This is a genomic window from Citrobacter sp. HN-141, assembly GCF_033341895.1.
In the GTDB taxonomy this organism is placed as follows: domain Bacteria; phylum Pseudomonadota; class Gammaproteobacteria; order Enterobacterales; family Enterobacteriaceae; genus Citrobacter.
In genome coordinates this window covers 81,053-104,950 of sequence record NZ_JAWPBF010000013.1, presented here as the reverse complement: position 1 = coordinate 104,950, position 23,898 = coordinate 81,053, and the positions used below count along the sequence as shown (strand labels likewise).

Sequence of the window (23,898 nt, the reverse complement as noted above, 5' to 3'; positions counted from 1 at the left end):
CGATGAAAAAAACAACGCTTATTATGATTGGCGTGGCCATTATTGTCGTGCTGGGAACGGAGCTGGGCTGGTGGTAACCCAAAATAAAGGCCACATAAATGTGGCCTTTATTGGCTGATTCGTTACTTAGCTTTTGATTTTTCTGTAGATAAACAACACCACAATCGCGCCGATAATTGCCACGACAAAGCTGCCGAAGTTGAAACCATCAACTTTACCAAACCCAAAGAATGTACTGATCCACCCGCCCACGACGGCACCAACTACCCCTAAGATAATGGTCATAAAGAAACCGCCGCCATCTTTCCCCGGCATGATCCATTTTGCCAAAATCCCCGCGATAAGACCAAAAATCACCCATGAAATAATACCCATTATTTTCCTCGCTTATGTTTTTACGTGAACGATTTACTCGTTGTATAAAAGCATAGCATAGCGCCGAAAAATTAAAATTTGTGATCAGTGTCACTTTGATTTTTCATCTTTATCTGATGTTTCATGAGGTTAAACCTCGCAAAAACGGTGATATTTACTGACGTTTATCGTCATTAGTGTCAAATCGTCAGTCATTATTCTGCTATTTTTGCTTTCGCTCCCCGCCATTGCTGAATTTTCAATTCTGGCACAGTTTATGCTTTAACAGCCCGTCGCTACGACAAATCGTAGTCCGCGAGCACTCTCGCGAGACTCCGTCTACAATTCGCGCTATTTCAGCATTTAACAGGTCTGTTATTGATGAAAAAAATCACCAGTGTTTGCCCATACTGTGGGGCCGGGTGCAAGCTCAAGCTTGTTGTTGAAAATAACAAAATCATCCGCGCTGAAGCCGCTGAGGGTGTAACGAACCAAAACCAGCTATGTCTGAAAGGCTACTATGGCTGGGACTTTCTGAACGACACTCGCCTTTTGACTCCCCGTCTGACCCGACCAATGATCCGCTATGAAAAAGGTGGGAAATTCACTCCCGTCAGTTGGGATGAAGCCATCCGCTACACCGCAAAACGCTTATCCGAGATCAAAAATGCCTATGGCCCTCGCGCCATCATGACGACGGGTTCATCTCGTGGAACCGGGAATGAGACCAACTACGTGATGCAAAAATTCGCACGTGGCGTACTCAACACCAACAATGTCGATTGCTGCGCCCGCGTCTGCCACGGTCCATCCGTCGCCGGGCTGCAGGAAACGCTGGGCAATGGTGCGATGAGTAACTCAATTAGCGACATTGAAAACTCAAAATGCCTGCTCATCTTTGGCTATAATTGCGCCGATTCCCACCCGATTGTGGCACGCCGGGTGATCAAAGCTCGCCAGAACGGGGCAAAAATCATTGTCTGCGATCCCCGCCGCATTGAAACGGCCCGAATTGCAGACCAGCATCTGCAGTTGAAAAACGGGTGTAACATGGCGCTGGTCAACGCGTTTGGCCATGTGCTTATCGAAGAGCAGCTTTATGATCGCGAGTATGTGCAAAAACATGCCGAAGGCCTCGAAACTTACTGGGAAACCGTCAAGGATTACGCGCCCGAAGCCGTTGAACATTTAACGGGTGTGCCTGCACAGCAGGTTCGTCAGGCGATGCGTACTTTCGCTTCCGCCCCCTCGGCAACCGTGATGTGGGGAATGGGCGTGACCCAGTTTGGCCAGGCGGTTGACGTGGTTCGTGGTCTGTCGAGCCTGGCATTGCTGACCGGAAACCTGGGGCGTCCTAATGTCGGCGTTGGCCCGGTGCGCGGTCAAAATAACGTGCAGGGCGCGTGTGATATGGGCGTACTGCCGAACCAGTTCCCGGGCTATCAGGACGTTACCGATTTCGCCGTGAGAGAGAAGTTTGCCAACGCCTGGGGTATTGACGTCAATCTGATGGATGATAAGGTCGGCACCCGGATCACCGAAGTCCCCCATCTGGCCATCGAAGGTAAAGTCAAAGCCTACTACATCATGGGTGAAGATCCGCTGCAAACCGAGGCCGATCTGGGCCTGGTCCGTGAAGGCTTTAACGCGCTCGATTTTATCGTGGTACAAGACATCTTCATGACCAAGACGGCAGAAATGGCCGACGTTCTCCTGCCCGCAACATCGTGGGGCGAACACGGCGGCGTCTTTACCTGCGCCGACCGCGGATTCCAGCGGTTTGAACAGGCGATTGAACCTACAGGGGATGTCAAACGCGACTGGGAAATCATCAGTCTGCTGGCCACCGCAATGGGCTATCCGATGCAGTATCAAAATAACCAGCAAATCTGGGATGAGATGCGCGAGCTATGCCCGCTCTTCTACGGCGTGACTTACGAAAAAATGGGTGATATGGGCCACATTCAGTGGCCATGTCCGGAGCTTGATCACCCAGGCACGCCCTATCTGTATGCACACAGCCAGTTTGATACCGCCAATGGCAAAGGTAAATTGTTTGCCGCACAGTGGCATGCTCCTGCAGAAGTACCTGATGAAAAGTACCCAATGGTGTTATGCACCGTGCGCGAAGTCGGCCACTATTCGTGCCGCTCGATGACCGGCAACTGTGCAGCATTGCAGGCCCTGGCCGATGAGCCGGGCTATGTTCAGATCAGTACGCGTGATGCGGAAAACCTCGGTATCCGTCATCGCGATCTGGTTTGGGTGAGCTCGCGTCGTGGCAAGGTTATCAGTCGGGCTGATGTCTCTGAACGCATCAATCCCGGAACCGTGTACATGACCTATCAATGGTGGATTGGCGCCTGTAATGAGTTGACCCAGGATAATCTGGACCCCATCTCGAAAACCCCGGAAACCAAATATTGCGCCGTCAATGTTGAGCACATCACCGATCAAGGTTGGGCGGAGAACTATGCCGCGAAATCTTACAGCGAGATGAAATCACGTCTGTGTGAGGCTATCGCGTAAGTAACCTGCACATTTGCCTGAGTCGTACCTCCAGGCTCAGGCAAATGCCATTGCGTTACTTCGCCAACTGCGGATCGTTAAACCCAATAGCCATATCTTCTGCCTGCTTATCCCGCGCCATAAAGTTAAAACTCATCAGAAATAGCCCAACCATAAACGGCAATTCGTACAGTTCTTCAATCAGATCGCCATATTGTGCGTTGTGAAGAAAGACGGGAGCCAGCAGACGATGGTGCTCGACCGTGTCGGAGATCAAAAATGCACAGCTGGTGATCGCCAACAACCAGAGCGGTATCGGCTCATTGCGCAAGCGATTGACGATCTCCCGGCGCAGGTTCGCTGAAATCACTACCGGCAAGATAATCATGGCAATTAATACAACAGAGATAGCCCTGAATAACAACCTGGGCTGATCGGGAAAATAATCGCGCCCCCAACTGGTGCTTCGTCCCAGCAAAACTAACCACCACAGCGCGGCCCACAGCCAAAATTGCTTCTCGCCATCAGGACGCGAAAAAGGCCGGATGTAGCAGAAAGTAAACACGGCACCAAAAAACAACCAAAGCGCCTGACCATTTTCAATCCATCTGACGACGCCGCCGTTTAACAAGGGGAGATTCAAGTTGGCAGTAAACGGGATCACCGCAGTGACCAGCCCCAGCAGGAGTGTTGGGAATGTTAATCGGGTATCAAGTTTCATAAGCACGATGTTCTGTTAAATGAAAGACAGCCGATCATAACCCCAGCGAATTTTACGCCATTAGCAATCTATGCGATCTTCTTAAGGTTTTCTTAAGAAAACTTTTTTACAGAAAATGAACGCAAAAACTATGCTTCATGAATAAAAAAACCGCATCGCGCGTTGACGGCGCGATGCGGTTTTAATTTTAAAATGAATGCAATCAAGCAATAGCAGAGATGAAAACCCTACCAGCCGCAGACTTCGTGCTCATTCTCGGTATCGTATGAACGAACCGTATTGACCAGGTCTTTAACCACTTCAGCGGCCACATCCGGAATCAACAGCGTCATCGGCGCTTCAGTTTCATAATCGACAGACACGCCATTGCTATTATTGGTGACTGTAACGGTGTAGGTTGCTTTACCCATGATTTACTCCTTGCCGGTACGCACAACTTTTCGTTGATTTGCGCTCTCCATCAACACTTCGGGCGCCACGAAAAAGTCGATATTAAAATAGGTGTCGTCGGTCATCACTTCGATGTTATGCCATTTCTCCGGTGGAAAAACGCCGAACTGACCGGCTTCAATAATCATCACCTCTTCAGGTTCCGGGCTGTGTTCATCTGCAAATCCGAGATATTTGACCGCCCCCTGCATCACAGAAAGTCGAGGATAAACCCCGGCACGGGTACCCTTATCAAGGTGGCGTTCGAAAATTCCGGCAGGTGCAGTTTCTTTGTTCCAGAACGGCGTTGAGCGTGTATGAATATGATTTTGTGGAATTTGAAGCATTTTTCTTCCCTTTTCCAGTCGACAACCAGCGAGTCTTACTGAATCGCTGCTATGAACAGGGTACGCCTCAAAATATATATTTAAAATACCATTTATTGGTTATAACCATCCCATCTTTCGATGAAGGAAACAGCTTAATACTGAAAGCCCGCCGTCAACAGCGGGCCAATAGCGTTACGACTGAAGCGTCGCCAGACGCGCGGCAAAACCGACAAAGATCAAGCCAATGAGGGAATTCCCAACTTTAGCCAGTTTTTTCTTCGTACGAATATACTGTGTCACAAACGCACCGGAGAAAATAAGGAAGCTCAGATAGAAAAAGCTCACTATTTCAAGCGTCATCGCCAAAATAAAGAACGACAACCCTGAGTGAGTCGCGTTGACATCAATAAACTGTACGAAAAACGAAACATAAAACAGAATGGCTTTAGGATTCGTCAGACTCAGAATTAATGCACGTTTGAAAATCGCGCCAAACGGAACTTCGTCTGGCGCCGCATCGCTGGCCTTCGATTTCAGTGTGGCATACAGGATCTTCGCACCGAGATACAGCAGATAAAACGCGCCGAGATAACGAACGATATTGAACAATACGGGCGTCGTTTTGATAAGCGCAGCTACGCCGGCATAGGCCAGAAACATCAATACGGCATCACCGATAAACACACCGCTTGCTGCCAGATAACCACCCTTCACTCCACGACCGACGCTGTTCTTCAGCACAAATATCGTATTTGGCCCCGGAACCAGCACGATAAAAATAGCCCCCACCAGATACGTCCAGTAATTCAGAACTCCATACTCTGCGAACACGTTAACCTCTTCCTGAAAAAACACATGCACTTGCTGCGAGACAATATGCTAACGAATGCGCCAGGGGATGGAAAGAGAAGCTTTAGAATATAGCATTCTGTTTCAGTCCGGTTGCAACAGCATTATTCGTTCCAGATTTGCAACGATGAAACCCACTTTTGCGCCTACCCAATGCCCCGTTTAGCCACTAATGTTTATCAGTAGATTCAGCCCGCAAGGCACCCTCTCATCACATGGAGAAAGAAAAATGACTATTGCTTATAAACGTCTTGATAAAGATCAGGCTGCCGTACTACTGGTCGATCACCAAACGGGTTTGCTTTCACTGGTCCGTGATATCGATCCAGACAAGTTTAAAAACAACGTTCTGGCATTAGGCGATCTGGCGAAGTATTTCAAACTCCCGACGATTCTGACCACCAGCTTTGAAACCGGTCCTAACGGTCCATTGGTTCCTGAGCTGAAAGAACTGTTCCCGGATGCCCCTTACATCGCACGTCCTGGCCAGATTAATGCCTGGGATAACGAAGATTTTGTTAACGCGATCAAAGCAACAGGCAAAAAGCAGCTAATTATCGCCGGGGTGGTAACCGAAGTCTGCGTCGCATCCCCTGCGCTTTCTGCCATTGAAGCCGGTTTCGACGTGTTTGTGGTCACCGATGCATCCGGTACGTTTAATCCGCTGACCCGTGATTCCGCGTGGAATCGTATGTCATCTGCCGGCGTACAATTAATGACGTGGTTCGGTCTGGCCTGTGAGTTACACCGTGACTGGCGCAACGATATTGAAGGGCTGGGAACGTTGTTCTCCAACCATATTCCTGACTATCGCAACCTGATGACCAGCTACAACACGCTGACATCCGGGAAATAATGTTCCTGTCAGTGTAATACACAGAAACCCGCCAACATCGGCGGGTTTCATTGAACAGTTTCAGTCGGGATTAGTGGTGCAACATTTCATCCACCACCTCTTCGCCCTTAAGCTGATACGGGTAATAGGTTGGCCAGTTATCCATCTCTTCAAGCAGGGCAGCCTGCGAGGTATTCCCCATAAAGATATGGAAGTGGCTCGACTTACGTGGCGCAATAATGTGATCGCTGAATTGCACGTATTTCGGCGCGTCGCTGCCAGCGTCTTTACACTCGAACAGGTAACGCACACCTTTCTTACCTGACGTATAGTTCAAAATTTTATATCCGGCATAGTCATACTTACACGCTGCCACCTTTTTACCGGTATGAAACTCCATTACGCCGTTTTCAATACCAATAGTGTCAACATCGGTCGCGTAACCCTTACGGTAATAGGCTTTAATCTGCTCTGCCGTTTTGCTCTTGTCTTTCTCCGCTTTCTTTTTGAATACCGGCTCCAGTTCGCCACTCACCAGATACGGATAGACAGACTGCCACATGCCATCCCAGTCGGCTAGCGTACGGTTCTGCACATTTTTGTCATCAAAAACGCCTTCAGCCGCCTTTTGTTCTATTTCGGTCATTGGTGCACCATGGGAATGGTGACCATGCGCCAGTACCTGACTACTAACAAAAAGCATCCCCAGAGCGACTGCCAATTTTTCCACATGCATAGCCAAAATTTCACCCTCAAATCATTTGCGAGTGAAATGTTATAATATAACATTACGGTTTAATCAATATTGTTTTGCGTCACTCAACCATGCTGGCGGGCAATTTTCCAACGGCTGTCAAAATGGGCCTGGTACTGCGCCACAACGTCAGGCTCTCCACGGATTACCAACACGTTTTCAGAATTCGCAAATTCGGCGGATTTGGCAAAATTAAACGAACCGGTCTCCAGCGTGTCGCCATCAACAATCATGGTCTTGTCGTGCTGTATGTGATAGTGATCATCCAACTCGATAGCGATACCGTTGGCCGTCGCAAACGCGATCGCTTGCTGACTGACTTTCCCCTGATTACGTTTTTTATCGATCACTGCCCGGACAACAACGCCTCTTTTTTCTGCATCTACCAGCGCCTGAACAATATCCGCAGACTGAAAGGAATACGCCATCACGTCGATGGTGTGCCGCGCATGATGAATGGTATCGAGAACTAAGCCCCGCGCCGAACCTTCCGGTGAAAAACCTACCTGAACAGAGGCATTTGCTATCGGCACCGCGGCCCACAACAGGGTCGCGACCATAACCATCGATTTTATCTTCATGTTATTGACCAGTGAGTGGTTTAATCTGAGGAGTTATCCGGACAGAGTAGCGTTCGCGGGCAAATCTGATCAAGCAATGCCTGTTGATGGCTGATAATCAGCATACCTAACGGACGGCGCTGACACTCTTCAAGCAGCAGCGCCCAGATATCCCGTTGGATAGAGGGATCGAGCTGCGCAGTTATTTCATCGGCAATCAGAAAACGCGTTCGCGGGTCGAGCGCCCGCAGTATGGCAATTCGCGCCAGCTCACCGCCCGAAAGTTGTCCGGGACGACGCGTTAGCCATTCCGGCTTAATATGCAGTCGGGCAAGCGTTTCTGCATCTGGCCACCAGGCATCATGAACCGCATCACCGGTACTCCGTCTGGGGTTAAAGGTTAATTCCGGATGCTGCGGCACGAGCTGTACCGGGCAATATTGATGGCGCGGCAACGGTTGGTCATCAACCAGAACCTCGCCGGATGTCGGCTTTTGCCACCCCGCAAGCACACGTCCCAGCGTTGTTTTTCCGGTTCCACTGGGTGCGCAAATCCCAATACGTTCCCCTGGGGAAAGCGAGAACGAGAGATTTTGCCACAGTATTTTACCTCCCTGGCGAATGAACACATTACGACAGCACAGCATACCGCTCTCCAAAAAGTTGATTTCTTTCGGGCAGCGCTTGCCATTGCCGTTGCAGATGTTCACTAATTTCACCGCGCAAAAGCTGTTCCCGGCTGACATTATCCGACACCGTTCCGTGATGTAGCGCGACAATGCGATCTGCGTGACGTGCAGCCAGAGTGAGATCATGTGTCACCCATAAAACGCCCGCGCCCTGCTCGCACAGGCCGCGTAGCTGTTCCAGCAGTTGATTTGCCAGAGGCGCATCAAGCCAGGCGGTAATCTCATCGGCAAGAATATAACGCGCCTGGCTGAGCGCGGCATGACACGCCAGAATGCGTTTGGCCATCCCTCCCGAAAGCTGACGCGGGAAAGCCTCTAACACGGTGGTTTCCAGATGATGACGTTCAAGCAAGCGTTCAATTTGCCCTACATTCCACGCCTGACCGGAAAGCTGGCTGGCTCTTCGTAAATGCTTTTCAATAGACAGCAGCGGATTCAGCGCCTGCACACCCTGCGGAACATAACTAAACGTATTGCCACGGCATGCCCTGATGTCATTGTTATCCAGCATTTTTCCATCAAGGGTGATGTTACCATGAAAGCGCAAATTTTCCGGCAACAGATCGAGTAGGCATTGCAGCAGCAGGCTCTTACCTTCACCGCTGCCCCCCACTAACGCCACCATCTGGCCCGGCGCAACATCAAAGGTGACATCCTGCAGCAACGAGGACCATTTTTTTGCGCCGTACCAGCGATAACGCGCCACTTCCAGCGAAATCTGCCGCAAACTCAACATGTATCACCTCTCAACCATAAACGCTGTACCGCCCGGGCAAGTTGATCAAATAGCATCACAAGGAGAAATAGCATCAGCCCTGGAAACAGCACCAGCCACCAGTCGCCATGACTGATAAACCGCAGCGCATCTGCCAGCAACAGTCCCAGCGAAGGTTCGTGGGGTGCCAGCCCGAAGCCAAGAAAACTTAACGCGGCACTGTGCAATACCGCATGAGGGAACATCAGCAACGTTCCTGTCAGCCACTGGGGCAATAGTGCGGGTAAATAGTGATGCCGCCAGCAGTAAAAGTGGCCATGTCCCAGTCGCCAGGTGAGTGTCAGATAATCACTGTGGGCCACGCGTTCTGCTTCAGCACGTAAAATCAATGCCAGCCGCGGCCAGTGTGTGAGCGCAACGGCCATAATCACCCCGCTTTTCCCGCCGCCTAACGTAAAACAGATCAAAATCAGCAGCAGCAGGTGCGGCATGGACAGCATCGCATCAGTGATCAGACGCATAACGACATCCAGGCGTGGATGCAAACGAGAAATCGCCGCCATCAGTAACGCAATGAATCCGCTGCACAGGGCCGCGCCAATACCGATTTGCAGGCTGGTTAGCGCCCCCTGAAAGCAACGAACCCACAGGTCGCGCCCCAGATTGTCGGTACCGAACCAGTACAGCGCATCAGGCGGGAGATGACGGGCAAGAAGATTCACGTTCAACGGATTATCCAGCGTGGCCGCGCCATATACTGCAATAAATAACAGGCCGCTCACGGACAGCAGAAGACGAACAAGCGTCGGCGTCGGATTATAGAGCATCGGGTCGCTCCAGCGCACGATTCAGAACATGGACAAACCAAGCAGAGAGAGAGTTACCCATAAACACCAGTACGGTACTGAACAAGACAATCCCCATCAGTAACGGCAGGTCGCCACGTAATCCGGCATCGATGGTAGCCTGCCCCAGCCCCGGATAGGCAAAAACCTTTTCAGCCAGCAACGCACCGCCCAACAGTTCGCCCAACGAGGCAAACTGTAGACATAGCGCTGGCGTAATGGCGTGTCGCAGAACCTGGTGACGCAACAGCGACCACCCCTTGTCACCCTGCGAACGCGCAAAGCGGACAAATTCGCTTTTCATCACGCTGGCGATACTTTCCCGCGTGTGCAGCGTAATTTGCCCCAGCCCCAGCAGGCTGAGTGCGCAAACAGGGAGAACCAGATGGCGCAGACGTTCTGTCAGCGTTGCCATATCGCTGCTATTTCCCGGTTCCCACGCACAACAGACCGGGAACAGCGGCCAGCGCACGGCAAATACCGCCAACAGCAGCATGCCTATCCAAAAGGTCGGTAAGGAAGAAAGCAGATAGCTAAGTCGGCAGATGGCTTTATCCGGCCAACGGTTCAGGTAGCGACCGGCAACAAACCCCATTGTCGTGCCCAATAAACCGGAAACCAACCACGCACCGCTCAGCAGCGCAAACGAGGTCGCAAACCGCTCCTTAATCACGCTGGCAACCGGGGCATTAAACAACATTGAGTAACCAAGATCGCCCTGTAGTACGCGTAAGAACCAGTGGAAAAAACGCTCCCACAGTGGTTGATCCAGGCCCCAACGCGCAGCAATACGTGCATATTGCTCCGGCGGAACATGCAGCAAATCGTTGCCAATATAGGCCCGAATTGGATCGACCGGCGAAAAGCTGAGCAAGATGAAAGTGCCAGCCGCGACCAGCACTAACAACACTATCAGCCGGAATACATGGCCTAAAACAGACTTCATCAACGGCAGGTCCAGGTCCATTCATCAAGATTGTTGAGCAATGACCAGCTACCGTGAATTTCCGGTGCACCTTTGCCCAGATCAATGCACGGATTCGCCAGATAGGTGTGCTGAATATTCAGCAGCCATGCCCATGCGGCATCTCCTTGTACGCCTGCGCCTTGTTTACCATCCCACTCAACCTGTTGCCAGAAAGGCAACGCTTTTTGCCAGTCTGGTGCATCAATGGCCTGCTTGAGATGTTGCTCGACCACCGGATTGCTGTAGTAGCCCGGGTTGTAATACTCCACACCTGCCGCCTGCCCGCTGTAGTGATGGAAAAGCTCCATCGGGTCCAGACTCCCCCAGCCGAACAGCGTAGGATTCGCATGCATATGGCGTTCAACGGTTTCCCAGCTACCCGACTGTAGCGACACTGCAATGCCTACCGGCTCCAGCATGGCGCGCACGGCCTCGGCTAAATCACGACGGGTACTGTCGCCGCTGGCATACCACAACGTCAGACGCGCCTCTTTACCGTCTTTCACCCGTACACCGTCTTTGCCCACTTTCCAGCCTGCCTGATCCAGAATCGTGCGGGCTTTTTCAGCGTCACCATCTTTGAATGCCACCGAAGTCCCCTGCCATGGCAATCCCTGAACCGCGCTATACGCGGGGATTGCATGACCTTCCATAACCTGCCCGGCAAGTTGCTTACGGTCAATGGCGTAATTGATCGCACGCCTGATAGCAATATCAGCTGTAATATCGTTCCCAACCGGATAACCATTAGCATCTTTCTTCCCAGCCGGAACCATTGGGAAAACAATACCGCGGTTTTCTACACTGTCGCGAACCCACAGTTTTAAATTCTGTTGTGCCGGTGCTACCGCCATCGACGGCGCAATACGTACCAGTCCCAGTTGACCACTACGCGCTGCAGCGTATGCGTTATCCTCATCGAGGAATACAAATACTAACCGGTTGAAATCATTCTTCTTTCCGGCATACCACGGGTTTGCTTCCACGATCAGTTGCTGCCCCGGTTGAAAGCTCACCAGGCGGTAAGGACCTGCGCCAATCGGATTTTTGGCAAATGTTTTTTCGTCATACTGTTTTGCCGGAACAATACCTAACGAACCGAGCACGTTCACAAAAGTGCTCTGCGGATGGCTAAGCGTAATTTCTGCCGTGCGGTTGTCTATCACGCGGGCATGGGTGAAATTCCCCATGTCAATTTTTCCACCACTTTTTGCGGCTTTGTTATAGGTGAAGACCACATCTTCAGCCGTTAACGGTGAACCATCAGAGAATTTGAGATCGGGCTTAAGCGTCAGCGTCCAGGTTTTGCCGTCGGCACTGGTCACCACTTTTTCCGTCAGCAGGTTTCCCCAGCTCATATCCGCATTTTGCTTTAACACAGGCGCATGCAACAGCAGATAGCTGCCATGGCTCCAGCCCAACATTGGGTCAAATCCCTCCGTCGGCTCGGGTCCAATGGCCAGTTTTAACGTCTGGCCTTCGTCTGCATTTTGCGCAGCGAGGAGTGGCGAGGTTAATGCGAGAGTCAGTACGCACGTCAGCAGTGCCAGCTTGCCTTTAATCATTCTCTTATCCAGATTTACGTTATTTTTATCTCGTTTAACGAACAATTTACGTTAGACGGTCTCCTGGGGAAGGGATTATGGCGGACAGTCATACCGAAAAAAATGATACAGCGCAGAAAAGTATGACGATTTTTAAAAAACATCATACGACTTTCTAATACCCTGCGCTTTCACCTTTCACTTCGCTGAAGCGGCTAAGCAAAATCACCGTATTTATTCGGCTTTATATTAAATAAGAAGCAATAGTTGCAGGGAAAACTATTCACCAGTTTCGGTTTTTACCTACCTCAAATTCATGACAATTTATGTATATTTATTAAAGAAAGACACAGTAAGTGACAAGTTATGTAAATATATAATGATAATTATTTGTATTATCATTTCCATCAATTATCTTACTGCCTTTGAATTTTTAACAAAGGAAGTTTGACTATGCGTTTAAAACCTGTTGCCTCTGTCGTTCTGTCCTGTATAGGGTTTACCAGCCCCTTTGTCTTCGCTGAAGACGTGATGGTAGTAACCGCTTCGGGTTACGAAAAAAAGATCACCAACGCGGCTGCCAGCGTTTCCGTTATTTCACAGCAAGAGTTACAAACCAATAAATATAACGATTTAGGTGAAGCGCTGCGTTCTGTGGAAGGTGTGGATGTCGAAAGCAGCACGGGTAAAACCGGCGGTCTGGAAATTAGCATCCGTGGCATGCCCGCCAGCTATACCCTGCTCCTGATTGACGGTATCCGTCAAAATGGTAGCAGCGACGTGACACCGAACGGCTTTTCGGCCATGAACACCAGCTTTATGCCTCCACTGGCGGCAATCGACCATATTGAAGTGATCCGCGGCCCGATGTCGACGTTATACGGTTCCGATGCCATTGGCGGCGTCGTCAATATCATCACCAAAAAGAGCACCGATAAATGGAGCACGTCCATTAATACCGGCGTTAACCTGCAAGAAAGTAATAAATGGGGTAACAGCACAGTCGCCAACTTCTGGTCAAGCGGCCCATTGATCGCAGGTGTACTGGATATGCAGGTTCGCGGCAGCACCACGCAGCGTCAAGGCTCCAGTGTCACTTCGCTGAGTGATACCTCTTCCACCCGCGTGCCGTATCCTACGGAATCCGAGAATTACAATATCGGTACTCGTCTGGACTGGAAAACCAGCGACAGCAATACCTTGTGGCTGGATCTCGATTCTGCCAGACAACGCTACGATAACGATGATGGACAGCTTGGCAATCTGACCGGCGGATATGATAAGACGCTGCGTTATGAACGTAACAAAGTGACGCTCGGCCACGATACCGCATTAACATTTGGGACCTGGAAGTCCTCTGTGGGCTGGAATGAAACGGAGAACAAAGGCCGCCAGCTGGTCTCCTCGGCACTGACACCAGAGAACGCGAACCGGGTTGGCGACGCGCGTGAACTGAAGAACACCAACGTTATTCTGGATTCCATGCTGCTGACGCCGTTAGGTGACTCGCACCTGTTGACTCTCGGGGGGGAATACTGGGATGCCCGCATGAAAGACGGTGTCGTGCTGGCCAATACCGGCGAGACATTCCACCAGAAAACATGGTCGGCCTATGCTGAAGATGAATGGCATATCCTCGATTCTCTGGCCTTAACCGTGGGGACACGCTATGAACATAACGACGTCTTTGGCGGGCACCTCAGCCCACGCGCCTACATGGTCTGGGACGTATCCGACGAGTGGACCCTCAAAGGCGGTGTCACAACGGGCTATAAAGCGCCATCGCTCAGCCAGCTTCATAACGGCATCAGCGGCGTGACGGCACAGGGAACGGTCAATACCGTCGGGAACCCGAACCTTAAACCTGAAGAAAGTACCAGTTACGAAACCGGGCTTTACTATGAGAATGACGCTGGGCTGAACGCCAACGTCACGGGTTTCTATACTGAATACAAAAATAAAATCGTTTCGTATTCTATCGATGATAATACCAACAGCTACACCAATAGCGGTAAAGCAAGAACCGATGGTATCGAGTTTGCCAGTACATTCCCGCTGTGGTCGGACTCGCTGAGTTTATCTCTCAACTACACCTATACCCAGAGCAAGCAAAAAGATGGCGAGAATAAAGGCGCGCCGCTGAGTTATACCCCGAAACACATGGCGAACGCCCGTCTGAACTGGCAGGCAACGGAAGATATGAACGCCTGGCTGAGCGCTCGCTACCGCGGTAAGGCTCCACGCTATACGGAGAATTACGACAACCTCAGCGCCGTCCAGAAGGCGGTGTATGACGATAAAGGCGCAGATTTAAAAGCCTGGACCGTTCTGGACATGGGGATGTCTTATAAGCTGACCAAAGAACTGACGCTGAATACGGCGGTGAACAACGTGCTGGATAAAGACTTTAGTGATGTCACACTGTATCAGGTTGGCCGCAATAGTACTTATGCCGGCGACTACTATCAGACGGCACAATCCACGACCGGATACGTCAACCCGGGCCGTAACTACTGGGTATCGTTAAACTACCAGTTCTAGTTTTGCTTACCTCTGTTGGCCAGGCTATAACTGATAGCCTGGCCGCTATCAGCGTATTTTCGTAAGCGGATTGTCAGTATTGCGCATACGTAAGGAGAGACAATGCCCTTTTCAGGCACTGAGCGTCAGGCACTTCTGTCATTAAAAGGCGTTGGCCCCAAAGTCATCGAGCGGCTTGAGCAACTTGGTTTCCACTCGCTTGCCGATCTCAACAACTCTACTGTCGACGAGATTACCCAGCAAGCGGCGTCTATGGTCGGCTCGACGTGCTGGAAAAACAGCCCGCAAGCGAAAGCGGCAATTGCCAACGTCTTAGCGCTGGCAAGTGCGTCGTCGTTACGCTGATTTAGCGTATCACCAGGGCACGAGGAACGGGCGCGATTTAACCGTTTCTGATTTTCCCATTGATACCCGGCTGCGGTTTACCAAACAGATACCCTTGCGCAAAATCGCAGCCCAGAGCCTGAAGACTCGCCAGCTGTTCCTCTGTTTCGACACCTTCTGCAACAGCTTTCATATTCAGCGATTTCGCCATACCCGTAATAAGCCTGATGATATTAAGGGCGTCTTCCTGGGTAGATATCGAATGCACAAACGACTTGTCTATTTTGATTTTATCGAAGGCAAGCCGGCTCAGTCGCGAAAGAGAAGAGTAGCCGGTACCAAAATCATCGATGGAAATTTTTACCCCCAGGGCTCTGAGCTTGTTAAGTGTATTCATCGGCGTATTGCTCTCGGTAAAGAGAGAGGATTCCGTCACTTCCAGTTCGAGACGGTCTGCCGGAAGTCCGGTTTCTTTCAGAATGGACAGCACAATTCCGGCAAAGGCCTTGCTGCTTAGCTGGACAGGTGAAACATTGACTGAAATTTTAACCGGTATCACCCAGGAAGCAGCTTCCCGGCAAGCAATTTCAAGCACAGATTTTCCCATCTCGTTAATCATGCCTGTTTTTTCAGCAACAGGAATAAAACTATCCGGCGACAGAAGTCCTTTTAGCGGATGTATCCAACGAATAAGAGCTTCATAGCTGTAAATTTCCTGGCTGAAAGAATCGACAATAGGCTGATAATAAACCACGAATTCTTTATTCACTATGGCCATTGCCATATCATGCTCAAGCGTTCTGCTTTCTTGCAGCTTTTCTAACATCCGCTGCCGGAAGACTTTTATTTTACCCGAGCCTTCATTTTTCGCTTCATAAAGCGCCAGGTCGGCAAATTTATAAAGATAGTCGGAACGGCGTTCAGTTTCTGAGATAACAATACCAACACAAGTGGTTATATTTATAATTGCGTTATAAATAGTGTAGGGCTGGTTGATAAAATCACATATTTTTTGGGCTCGGGAAACGGCACGACTCTCTGTCAGACCGCTCGAAAGAAACGCAAACTCATCGCCGCCTAAGCGATATAGCGTATCTGAACCCTGGCTCATAGAAATCAAACGATGGGATATCTGACGTAACAACATATCGCCGGCGTCATGGCCATACGTATCATTTACCTCTTTGAATCGATCTAAATCAAACAACATCACCGTCACAGAGTCATTGTTTTTTTCTGCCATCGCGATGGTTTTACTTAAATCCCCCCAGAACAACTGGCGATTATTCATTTCGGTGAGCGAGTCGTGATAGACGTCATACTCCAGTTTTGCATTCTGGATCTGCAGTTTTTCTTTAGATTCCTGAAGTTCCTCAGCAAGGCACTTAACCTGGAGATGTGCTCTCAAAATATTTCTGTTCTGGAAAAAAATCAGAATCCCCAGTATCGCACTCAATATTATAAGCAACACTGAAGTCGCCGAATATATATAATACAGGGTTTGAATATTCGTATTTGTATTATTAATCGAGCTAACATCTTTATCTAATGCACCGGATGAAAGATGGGCTAGCGGTGCATCAAGCGCATGCATTTCTTTCAAATATGTCTTGAGTTCTGAACGGTTCATTTTCTCAAGATGAACATCCAGATAATTAAGCATTTTCTCAAGCTGTATAGCCAGTTCATAATGCGCTGGATTACTTTCTATATAATGTCCTAAATCACCTTCTTTTATTAAATCGCTCTGGCTGAGCATAATGTCGAGACGCAGGCGTACAGCATCAAGCGTCATCGTATCATCACTAATGTAGAGACCAAGCCACGATTCAAATCGGTAATATTCTGATACCATTTGAACAGCAGACCATGAGTCGGCGTAGTGGGTCAGTTTCTGTAGCTCTTGTTGTCTTTCGTGCACAAGGAAAGATATATATCCGGTAGATATAAAAAGGAAGAATATAATGCCAGCCAGTATTCTGTTCATGATGGTCCTCTGAACCCCTACTCAATTTTCATTGAGCTGACCTGCCATGCTGACCTTGAATAAAAGATCTGATTATTCAGTTCAGGAATACTGTCATAGGGATACACGATGAATAGCGGGCCTTTATCACGGATGCGCATATATTCTCCGTTGATTTTTAGCGCAAGAATAACATTATATTTTTTGAAATCACTGAGTGGGATAACGGTGGTGTAGTCATTGAGCGCAGTAACCTTAACAACAGAACCGTTTGCCCCGACATAATCCATGAGCTTTTGCAGCGAGATACCCGTAAAGGTAGTGCGTCCATTATACCAGGGAGAGGTGGTCTGGAAACTTACCGAGCCCAGTTTCTCGAGACTGGCGATATCAAAAACGGCTTTCCCGTCTTCATTGGTATTTTCTATATTACCGGACACGGTTAAAAGGACTTTACCGACAGGTTTGGAAAGTTCACCAGCCCAGACCTGGGTAGTGACGACAAAGCTTAACAACATGACAATTAACCGCATTCTAACCTCACCAATCTATCGAATGTAAGAGAATTATAATTTAGTTATTATGCTATTTACACATGCTACCCAGCGATTATTGATACTGTAAACCCATCCACATTTTACCCCTTTAAAATCAAGGAGTTAATCTAAATTTATTTTTTGATATTGTTTAAAAAAGCCATTGCTGTTATTTGAGACACAGTAAATTTCGTCATCACCGTACAAAAAATAAGCCACCTGTTTAGGCGGTAAAAATAAACACGCACAAATATAAAGGTCTATTTTTTCAGGCAACGGCAGGATATTGTTTTTACAACCGAGGGTTTCGCCCCCCTCATCGAATGAGTGCGGGGCAATGAATCACCAGGGTCTGGTTTTGCTGATTATCCATAAAAAATACGATGGCGTGTCGGGTCGAGATAACCTGGCAAGAACCGCCCCATTGAACTTACAGCACAGGCCAGACGTAAGTATCAATTTGTGTTCGCCAACACTCATCACAAATACCATGAGGGTACAAAACACAAATCTGGCGCAGTGCCCCCTATATTCGCCCCGAGCCACAGCAGGTTTAAAGCGGTTTTAATCGCCGTCGAGTTCCATTAAAGAAACGGGAACCACCCGGCTCCCGTTCTCATACAACCCAGAATCTGGATTACATGTTTTCGATGATCACGTCACCAAACTCTGAACATTTCAGCAGCTTAGCGCCGTTCATCAGACGTTCGAAGTCATAGGTTACGGTTTTCGTGTTAATCGCGCCTTCCATACCTTTAACAATCAGGTCAGCCGCTTCAACCCAACCCATGTGGCGCAGCATCATTTCTGCAGACAAGATGATGGAACCTGGGTTCACTTTATCCTGACCTGCGTACTTCGGTGCCGTACCGTGGGTGGCTTCGAACAGTGCACATTCGTCACCAATGTTGGCTCCCGGTGCGATACCAATACCACCAACCTGTGCAGCCAGCGCATCGGAGATGTAGTCACCGTTCAGGTTCATACAAGCGATAACGTCGTACTCAGCGGGACGCAGCAGGATCTGTTGCAGGAACGCATCGGCGATAACGTCCTTAACCACGATCTCTTTACCGGTTTTCGGGTTCTTGATTTTAACCCACGGACCGCCATCGATCAGTTCACCACCGAATTCTTCACGCGCCAACTGATAACCCCAGTCTTTGAACGCGCCTTCGGTGAATTTCATAATGTTACCTTTATGAACCAGGGTAACAGAATCACGATCGTTAGCGATGGCGTACTCAATTGCTGCACGAACCAGACGCTTGGTCCCTTCTTCGGAACACGGCTTGATACCGATACCGCAATGTTCCGGGAAGCGGATTTTCTTCACGCCCATCTCTTCGCGCAGGAATTTAATCACTTTCTCAGCATCAGCGGAGTCCGCTTTCCACTCAATACCTGCATAGATATCTTCTGAGTTTTCACGGAAGATGACCATATCGGTCAGTTCAGGATGTTTAACCGGGCTTGGGGTGCCCTGGTAATAACGAACCGGACGCAGGCAAACGTACAGGTCAAGTTCCTGACGCAGCGCAACGTTCAGAGAGCGAATACCGCCGCCAACTGGGGTGGTCAGTGGGCCTTTGATGGCAACACGATATTCACGAATAAGATCCAGGGTTTCAGCAGGCAGCCAGACGTCCTGGCCATAAACCTGAGTGGATTTCTCACCGGTGTAGATTTCCATCCAGGAGATTTTACGCTCGCCTTTATAGGCTTTCTCGACAGCAGCATCGACAACTTTGATCATCGGTGGGGTTACATCAACGCCGATACCGTCGCCTTCAATGAACGGGATAATCGGATTTTCAGGAACGTTGAGTTTGCCGTTTTGCAGGGTGATCTTCTTACCTTCCGCCGGAACAACTACTTTGCTTTCCATTCACCTCTCCTTCGAGCGCTTCTGGTTCTGCTCGTCTGTCATCACGCTGCATGTGCATTTGCGTCCTGCTACACGGATGCGTTAGAGCAACTTTTTGTTAATGATTTGTAATGAGCGTGTCAATACTACCCTATTGTTCGCCGCCATGAAAGACACTCGTTCTTAGGCTATAATGCGGCAATTGATATAATCTGAAAATACCATGCAAAAAACTTCTTTTAAAAATCACCGGGTTGAGCGATTCAGCTCACGACAAGTCACTAAACAGCGTAAAGAAAACCAGCCAAAACGGGTGGTTTTGTTCAATAAACCATACGATGTTTTGCCACAATTTACTGACGAAGCAGGACGCAAAACGTTAAAAGATTTTATTCCTGTTCAGGGTGTCTATGCTGCTGGTCGTCTTGACCGCGACAGCGAAGGACTTCTGGTGCTGACCAATGACGGCGCGCTGCAGGCGCGGTTGACGCAACCCGGCAAACGTACGGGGAAAATCTATTATGTCCAGGTGGAAGGTGAGCCAACCCCCGAAGCGCTGGACGCTCTGCGCACTGGCGTAACGCTGAACGATGGCCCCACACTGCCTGCTGGTATCGAAGTGGTAGAAGAACCCGCATGGCTATGGCCGAGAAACCCGCCTATTCGGGAACGGAAAAATATCCCTACCCGTTGGTTAAAAGTGACCTTATATGAAGGCCGCAATCGCCAGGTTCGTCGTATGACAGCACATGTTGGATTTCCTACGCTGCGGTTAATTCGTTATGCAATGGGGAATTACACGCTGGATAATCTCGCTAATGGTCAATGGCGGGATGCAACTGTATAAGGAACAGGTATGTTTAAACCGCACGTCACCGTTGCCTGCATTGTGCATGCAGAAGATAAGTTTTTAGTCGTTGAGGAAACCATCAACGGCAAAGCGTTGTGGAATCAACCCGCCGGACACCTGGAAGCCGATGAAACCCTGATACAAGCCGCGGCACGCGAGCTGTGGGAAGAAACCGGGATCAAAGCGCAACCACAACACTTCATCCGAATGCATCAATGGATTGCCCCAGACAGAACACCCTTTTTACGTTTTCTGTTTTCTATTGAGCTTGCCAATATGTGCGCTACTGAACCTCATGACGACGATATAGATTGCTGTCGTTGGGTCAGTGCGCAAGAGATCTTCTCTGCGCCAAACCTGCGTTCGCCGCTGGTTGCCGAGAGTATTCGTTGTTATCAAAGCGGACAGCGTTATCCACTCGCAATGATCGGCGAATTTAACTGGCCGTTTACAGAGGGTGTCAAGTAAAGGGCTGCGTGCTAGAATATGCCGCCTTGAAGTTCAATGTCGTGAGTATTCCTATGTCTGAAAGCCAAAAAAAAGTGATCGTCGGCATGTCCGGCGGTGTCGATTCCTCCGTTTCTGCCTGGCTGTTGCAACAACAGGGTTATCAGGTAGAAGGCCTGTTCATGAAGAACTGGGAAGAGGACGATGGTGAGGAATACTGTACAGCGGCCGCCGATCTTGCGGATGCGCAGGCTGTTTGTGACAAACTCGACATTGAACTGCATACCGTCAACTTTGCCGCAGAATACTGGGACAACGTCTTTGAACTGTTCCTTGAAGAGTACAAAGCGGGCCGTACGCCGAACCCGGATATTCTGTGCAATAAAGAAATTAAGTTTAAAGCCTTCCTTGAGTTTGCCGCCGAAGATTTAGGTGCCGATTACATCGCCACCGGTCACTACGTGCGTCGCGCGGATGTCGACGGCAAGAGCCGCCTGCTGCGTGGGCTCGATGGCAATAAAGACCAGAGTTATTTCCTCTATACGCTCGGCCATGAGCAAATCGCGCAAAGCCTGTTCCCGGTGGGTGAACTTGAAAAACCGCAGGTGCGTAAAATTGCCGAAGATCTGGGTCTGGTTACTGCGAAGAAAAAAGACTCCACCGGTATTTGCTTTATCGGCGAGCGTAAATTCCGCGAGTTCCTCGGTCGTTACCTGCCGGCACAACCCGGCAAGATCATTACCGTTGACGGTGAAGAAATTGGCCAGCACCAGGGGCTGATGTATCACACCCTGGGCCAGCGTAAAGGTCTGGGTATTGGCGGAACAAAAGAAGGTACCGAAGATCCATGGTATGTCGTGGATAAAGACGTTGAGAACAATATTCTGGTTGTGGCTCAGGGTCATGAACACCCGCGCCTGATGTCCGTTGGCCTGATTGCACAGCAATTACATTGGGTCGACCGTCAACCGTTCACCGGCACCCTGCGCTGCACAGTGAAAACCCGCTATCGTCAAACCGACATTCCGTGCACCGTTAAAGCACTGGATGCTGAACGTATTGAAGTGATTTTTGACGAACCCGTCGCGGCGGTAACACCGGGTCAGTCGGCGGTCTTTTACAACGGTGAAATGTGCCTCGGCGGCGGCATTATCGAGCAGCGCCTGCCTCTGCCGGTATAATTATTTACACATTTGATACAAGGAAGCAGTGAACGTGGCAAAGAATTATTATGACATCACCCTCGCCCTGGCAGGTATTTGCCAGTCGGCACGCCTGGTACAAGAACTGGCGCACCAGGGGCATTGTGATGCCGATGCACTACACGTTTCACTGAACAGTGTCATCGATATGAACCCCAGCTCTACGCTGGGCGTGTTCGGCGGCAGTGAAGCCAATCTGCGCCTTGGCCTTGAAACACTGCTCGGCGTGCTTAATGCCAGCAGTCGTCAGGGACTGAATGCAGAACTCACCCGCTACACGTTAAGCCTGATGGTGCTGGAGCGTAAGCTATCAGCAGCCAAAGGCGCTATGGACACGCTGGGAGACCGTATCAACGGCTTGCAGCGCCAGTTGGACCATTTTGATTTGCAGTCAGAAACGTTGATGAGTGCGATGGCTGGTATCTATGTTGACGTCATCAGCCCACTCGGCCCGCGTATTCAGGTTACGGGTTCTCCGGCCATCCTCCAGAGCCCGCAGGTTCAGGCTAAGGTACGCGCATCACTTCTGGCTGGCATTCGCGCTGCCGTGCTCTGGCATCAGGTTGGTGGAGGCCGTCTGCAACTCATGTTTTCTCGTAATCGCCTGACGACTCAGGCAAAACAAATTCTTGCTCATTTAACCCCGGAGTTGTGATCTATGGAATTATCCTCACTGACCGCCGTTTCCCCTGTCGATGGACGCTACGGCGATAAAGTCAGCGCGCTGCGCGGGATTTTCAGCGAATATGGTTTGCTGAAATTCCGTGTACAGGTTGAAGTACGCTGGCTGCAAAAACTGGCCGCGCACGCAGCGATCAAGGAAGTTCCTGCTTTTGCTGCCGACGCAATCGGTTTCCTTGATGCGATCGTCGCTAACTTCAATGAAGAAGATGCTGCGCGTATCAAAACCATCGAGCGTACGACCAACCATGATGTGAAGGCAGTAGAGTATTTCCTGAAAGAGAAAGTGGCGGATATCCCGGAGCTGCACGCCGTTTCCGAGTTCATCCATTTCGCTTGCACCTCTGAAGACATCAACAACCTGTCTCACGCGCTGATGCTGAAAACGGCGCGCGATGAAGTGATCCTGCCATACTGGCGCCAACTGATCGATGCGGTGAAAGACTTGTCCGTGCAGTATCGCGACATTCCCCTGCTCTCCCGTACCCACGGTCAGCCGGCCACCCCATCAACACTGGGCAAAGAAATGGCTAACGTGGCTTACCGTATGGAGCGCCAGTATCGCCAGCTCAATCAGGTCGAAATTCTCGGTAAAATCAACGGTGCCGTCGGTAACTATAATGCCCACATCGCCGCTTACCCAGAAGTTGACTGGCACCAGTTCAGTGAAGAGTTTGTCACCTCGCTGGGCATTCAGTGGAACCCGTACACCACACAGATTGAACCGCATGACTACATTGCCGAACTGTTTGATTGTGTTGCCCGTTTCAACACAATCCTTATCGATTTCGACCGTGATGTCTGGGGTTATGTAGCACTGAATCACTTCAAACAGAAAACCATCGCCGGTGAAATTGGTTCTTCCACCATGCCGCATAAAGTTAACCCGATCGACTTCGAAAACTCCGAAGGTAATCTGGGTCTGTCCAATGCGGTTCTGCAGCACCTGGCAAGCAAACTGCCGGTTTCCCGCTGGCAGCGTGACCTGACAGACTCTACCGTGCTGCGTAACCTGGGTGTGGGTATCGGCTATGCGCTGATCGCCTATCAGTCTACGTTGAAGGGGGTGAGCAAACTGGAAGTAAACCGCGATCACCTGCTGGATGAACTGGATCACAACTGGGAAGTTCTGGCTGAGCCGATTCAAACCGTAATGCGTCGCTATGGCATTGAAAAACCGTACGAGAAGCTGAAAGAATTGACCCGTGGCAAGCGCGTTGACGCTGAGGGCATGAAGCAGTTTATCGACGGTCTGGCCCTGCCGGAAGACGAGAAAACCCGCCTGAAAGCGATGACACCGGCTAACTATATTGGCCGCGCCATCACCATGGTTGATGAACTGAAGTAACCAGGACAGGTGCCGGATAGCGATTTCGCCTCATTCG

General features: G+C 49.9%; 25 protein-coding genes. 10 read left to right on the top strand and 15 right to left on the bottom strand.

Going from position 1 to position 23,898, the window contains the following annotated elements; translation table 11 throughout:
• Window positions 1-2 precede the first annotated feature (2 nt).
• Window positions 3-77, top strand: coding sequence for a protein YoaJ (yoaJ, locus tag RYZ59_RS16665; RefSeq protein WP_099530266.1), 75 nt, complete (start codon window positions 3-5; stop codon window positions 75-77).
• Window positions 78-126: 49 nt separating this feature from the next.
• Here the strand turns inward: yoaJ and RYZ59_RS16660 are convergent, their stop codons facing one another.
• The gene (locus tag RYZ59_RS16660) at window positions 127-375 is read right to left on the bottom strand and encodes a GlsB/YeaQ/YmgE family stress response membrane protein (protein ID WP_137382921.1); all 249 of its coding nucleotides are present in this window, start codon (window positions 373-375) and stop codon (window positions 127-129) included.
• Between the two features lie 360 nt (window positions 376-735).
• Between RYZ59_RS16660 and fdhF the strand changes: the two genes are divergently transcribed.
• The gene (gene fdhF / locus RYZ59_RS16655; RefSeq protein WP_318049460.1) at window positions 736-2,883 is read left to right on the top strand and encodes a formate dehydrogenase subunit alpha; all 2,148 of its coding nucleotides are present in this window, start codon (window positions 736-738) and stop codon (window positions 2,881-2,883) included.
• A gap of 55 nt (window positions 2,884-2,938) precedes the next feature.
• Here fdhF and RYZ59_RS16650 read toward each other — a convergent pair whose 3' ends face one another.
• The 4 genes from RYZ59_RS16650 to leuE form a co-directional block, all read right to left on the bottom strand.
• Window positions 2,939-3,583, bottom strand: coding sequence for a hypothetical protein (locus tag RYZ59_RS16650; RefSeq protein WP_318049462.1), 645 nt, complete (start codon window positions 3,581-3,583; stop codon window positions 2,939-2,941).
• A 227-nt stretch (window positions 3,584-3,810) separates the two neighbouring features.
• A complete protein-coding gene (locus RYZ59_RS16645) occupies window positions 3,811-3,993 on the bottom strand; it encodes a DUF1869 domain-containing protein (protein WP_003030733.1) in 183 nt (60 codons plus the stop codon).
• 3 nt (window positions 3,994-3,996) lie between these two features.
• Window positions 3,997-4,359 (bottom strand): DUF1971 domain-containing protein YeaR, encoded by a 363-nt coding sequence (gene yeaR / locus RYZ59_RS16640; RefSeq protein ID WP_045441926.1) that lies wholly within the window; start codon window positions 4,357-4,359, stop codon window positions 3,997-3,999.
• A 174-nt stretch (window positions 4,360-4,533) separates the two neighbouring features.
• Window positions 4,534-5,172, bottom strand: a complete 639-nt coding sequence (leuE, locus tag RYZ59_RS16635) for a leucine efflux protein LeuE (protein WP_137382924.1) — start codon at window positions 5,170-5,172, stop codon at window positions 4,534-4,536.
• 247 nt (window positions 5,173-5,419) lie between these two features.
• Here leuE and ycaC point away from each other — a divergent pair, with 247 nt between their 5' ends.
• Window positions 5,420-6,046, top strand: a complete 627-nt coding sequence (gene ycaC / locus RYZ59_RS16630; RefSeq protein WP_318049470.1) for an isochorismate family cysteine hydrolase YcaC — start codon at window positions 5,420-5,422, stop codon at window positions 6,044-6,046.
• A 70-nt stretch (window positions 6,047-6,116) separates the two neighbouring features.
• Here the strand turns inward: ycaC and zinT are convergent, their stop codons facing one another.
• From zinT to RYZ59_RS16595, 7 genes are all read right to left on the bottom strand, one after another.
• Window positions 6,117-6,761 carry a metal-binding protein ZinT gene (gene zinT, locus RYZ59_RS16625; RefSeq protein WP_170974371.1) on the bottom strand — a complete coding sequence of 215 codons (645 nt, stop codon included), beginning with the start codon at window positions 6,759-6,761 and terminating at the stop codon, window positions 6,117-6,119.
• 83 nt (window positions 6,762-6,844) lie between these two features.
• Entirely contained in the window at window positions 6,845-7,360 is a 516-nt protein-coding gene (locus RYZ59_RS16620) for a phospholipase D family protein (RefSeq protein WP_318049472.1), read from the bottom strand.
• Between the two features lie 20 nt (window positions 7,361-7,380).
• Entirely contained in the window at window positions 7,381-7,986 is a 606-nt protein-coding gene (locus RYZ59_RS16615) for an ABC transporter ATP-binding protein (RefSeq protein ID WP_318049474.1), read from the bottom strand.
• Window positions 7,970-8,764 carry an ATP-binding cassette domain-containing protein gene (locus tag RYZ59_RS16610; protein WP_318049476.1) on the bottom strand — a complete coding sequence of 265 codons (795 nt, stop codon included), beginning with the start codon at window positions 8,762-8,764 and terminating at the stop codon, window positions 7,970-7,972. The genes RYZ59_RS16615 and RYZ59_RS16610 overlap by 17 nt, the downstream gene beginning before the upstream one ends.
• Complete coding sequence (locus tag RYZ59_RS16605) at window positions 8,758-9,570, bottom strand: ABC transporter permease (RefSeq protein WP_202038869.1); 813 nt, start codon at window positions 9,568-9,570, stop codon at window positions 8,758-8,760. The genes RYZ59_RS16610 and RYZ59_RS16605 overlap by 7 nt, the downstream gene beginning before the upstream one ends.
• Complete coding sequence (locus RYZ59_RS16600; RefSeq protein WP_202038870.1) at window positions 9,560-10,534, bottom strand: ABC transporter permease; 975 nt, start codon at window positions 10,532-10,534, stop codon at window positions 9,560-9,562. Before RYZ59_RS16600 ends, RYZ59_RS16605 begins: the two co-directional genes overlap by 11 nt.
• Complete coding sequence (locus tag RYZ59_RS16595; RefSeq protein WP_318049480.1) at window positions 10,534-12,120, bottom strand: ABC transporter substrate-binding protein; 1,587 nt, start codon at window positions 12,118-12,120, stop codon at window positions 10,534-10,536. Before RYZ59_RS16595 ends, RYZ59_RS16600 begins: the two co-directional genes overlap by 1 nt.
• A gap of 432 nt (window positions 12,121-12,552) precedes the next feature.
• On the opposite strand from RYZ59_RS16595, the gene RYZ59_RS16590 reads away from it, so the two are divergent.
• Both RYZ59_RS16590 and RYZ59_RS16585 read left to right on the top strand, forming a co-directional pair.
• Entirely contained in the window at window positions 12,553-14,640 is a 2,088-nt protein-coding gene (locus tag RYZ59_RS16590) for a TonB-dependent receptor (RefSeq protein ID WP_318049482.1), read from the top strand.
• 102 nt (window positions 14,641-14,742) lie between these two features.
• Entirely contained in the window at window positions 14,743-14,985 is a 243-nt protein-coding gene (locus RYZ59_RS16585) for a helix-hairpin-helix domain-containing protein (RefSeq protein WP_318049484.1), read from the top strand.
• 37 nt (window positions 14,986-15,022) lie between these two features.
• Here RYZ59_RS16585 and RYZ59_RS16580 read toward each other — a convergent pair whose 3' ends face one another.
• The 3 genes from RYZ59_RS16580 to icd all read right to left on the bottom strand — a co-directional run bounded on the left by RYZ59_RS16580 (window position 15,023) and on the right by icd (window position 19,354).
• Window positions 15,023-16,951, bottom strand: a complete 1,929-nt coding sequence (locus tag RYZ59_RS16580; protein ID WP_318049486.1) for a putative bifunctional diguanylate cyclase/phosphodiesterase — start codon at window positions 16,949-16,951, stop codon at window positions 15,023-15,025.
• 17 nt (window positions 16,952-16,968) lie between these two features.
• Window positions 16,969-17,463 carry a molybdopterin-dependent oxidoreductase gene (locus tag RYZ59_RS16575; RefSeq protein ID WP_318049488.1) on the bottom strand — a complete coding sequence of 165 codons (495 nt, stop codon included), beginning with the start codon at window positions 17,461-17,463 and terminating at the stop codon, window positions 16,969-16,971.
• A 640-nt stretch (window positions 17,464-18,103) separates the two neighbouring features.
• Window positions 18,104-19,354 (bottom strand): NADP-dependent isocitrate dehydrogenase, encoded by a 1,251-nt coding sequence (gene icd, locus RYZ59_RS16570; protein ID WP_318049490.1) that lies wholly within the window; start codon window positions 19,352-19,354, stop codon window positions 18,104-18,106.
• Between the two features lie 202 nt (window positions 19,355-19,556).
• Here icd and rluE point away from each other — a divergent pair, with 202 nt between their 5' ends.
• From rluE to purB, 5 genes are read left to right on the top strand one after another with little or no spacing between them, the layout of a single operon-like run.
• On the top strand, window positions 19,557-20,180 hold the full coding sequence (gene rluE / locus RYZ59_RS16565) for a 23S rRNA pseudouridine(2457) synthase RluE (protein WP_318049492.1): 624 nt from the start codon (window positions 19,557-19,559) through the stop codon (window positions 20,178-20,180).
• Between the two features lie 9 nt (window positions 20,181-20,189).
• Window positions 20,190-20,651 carry an NUDIX hydrolase gene (locus RYZ59_RS16560; RefSeq protein WP_137382937.1) on the top strand — a complete coding sequence of 154 codons (462 nt, stop codon included), beginning with the start codon at window positions 20,190-20,192 and terminating at the stop codon, window positions 20,649-20,651.
• A 53-nt stretch (window positions 20,652-20,704) separates the two neighbouring features.
• Window positions 20,705-21,811 (top strand): tRNA 2-thiouridine(34) synthase MnmA, encoded by a 1,107-nt coding sequence (gene mnmA, locus RYZ59_RS16555; RefSeq protein ID WP_318049496.1) that lies wholly within the window; start codon window positions 20,705-20,707, stop codon window positions 21,809-21,811.
• Between the two features lie 34 nt (window positions 21,812-21,845).
• The gene (gene hflD, locus RYZ59_RS16550) at window positions 21,846-22,487 is read left to right on the top strand and encodes a high frequency lysogenization protein HflD (protein WP_005120991.1); all 642 of its coding nucleotides are present in this window, start codon (window positions 21,846-21,848) and stop codon (window positions 22,485-22,487) included.
• 3 nt (window positions 22,488-22,490) lie between these two features.
• Entirely contained in the window at window positions 22,491-23,861 is a 1,371-nt protein-coding gene (gene purB / locus RYZ59_RS16545) for an adenylosuccinate lyase (RefSeq protein WP_137382939.1), read from the top strand.
• Window positions 23,862-23,898 lie beyond the last annotated feature (37 nt).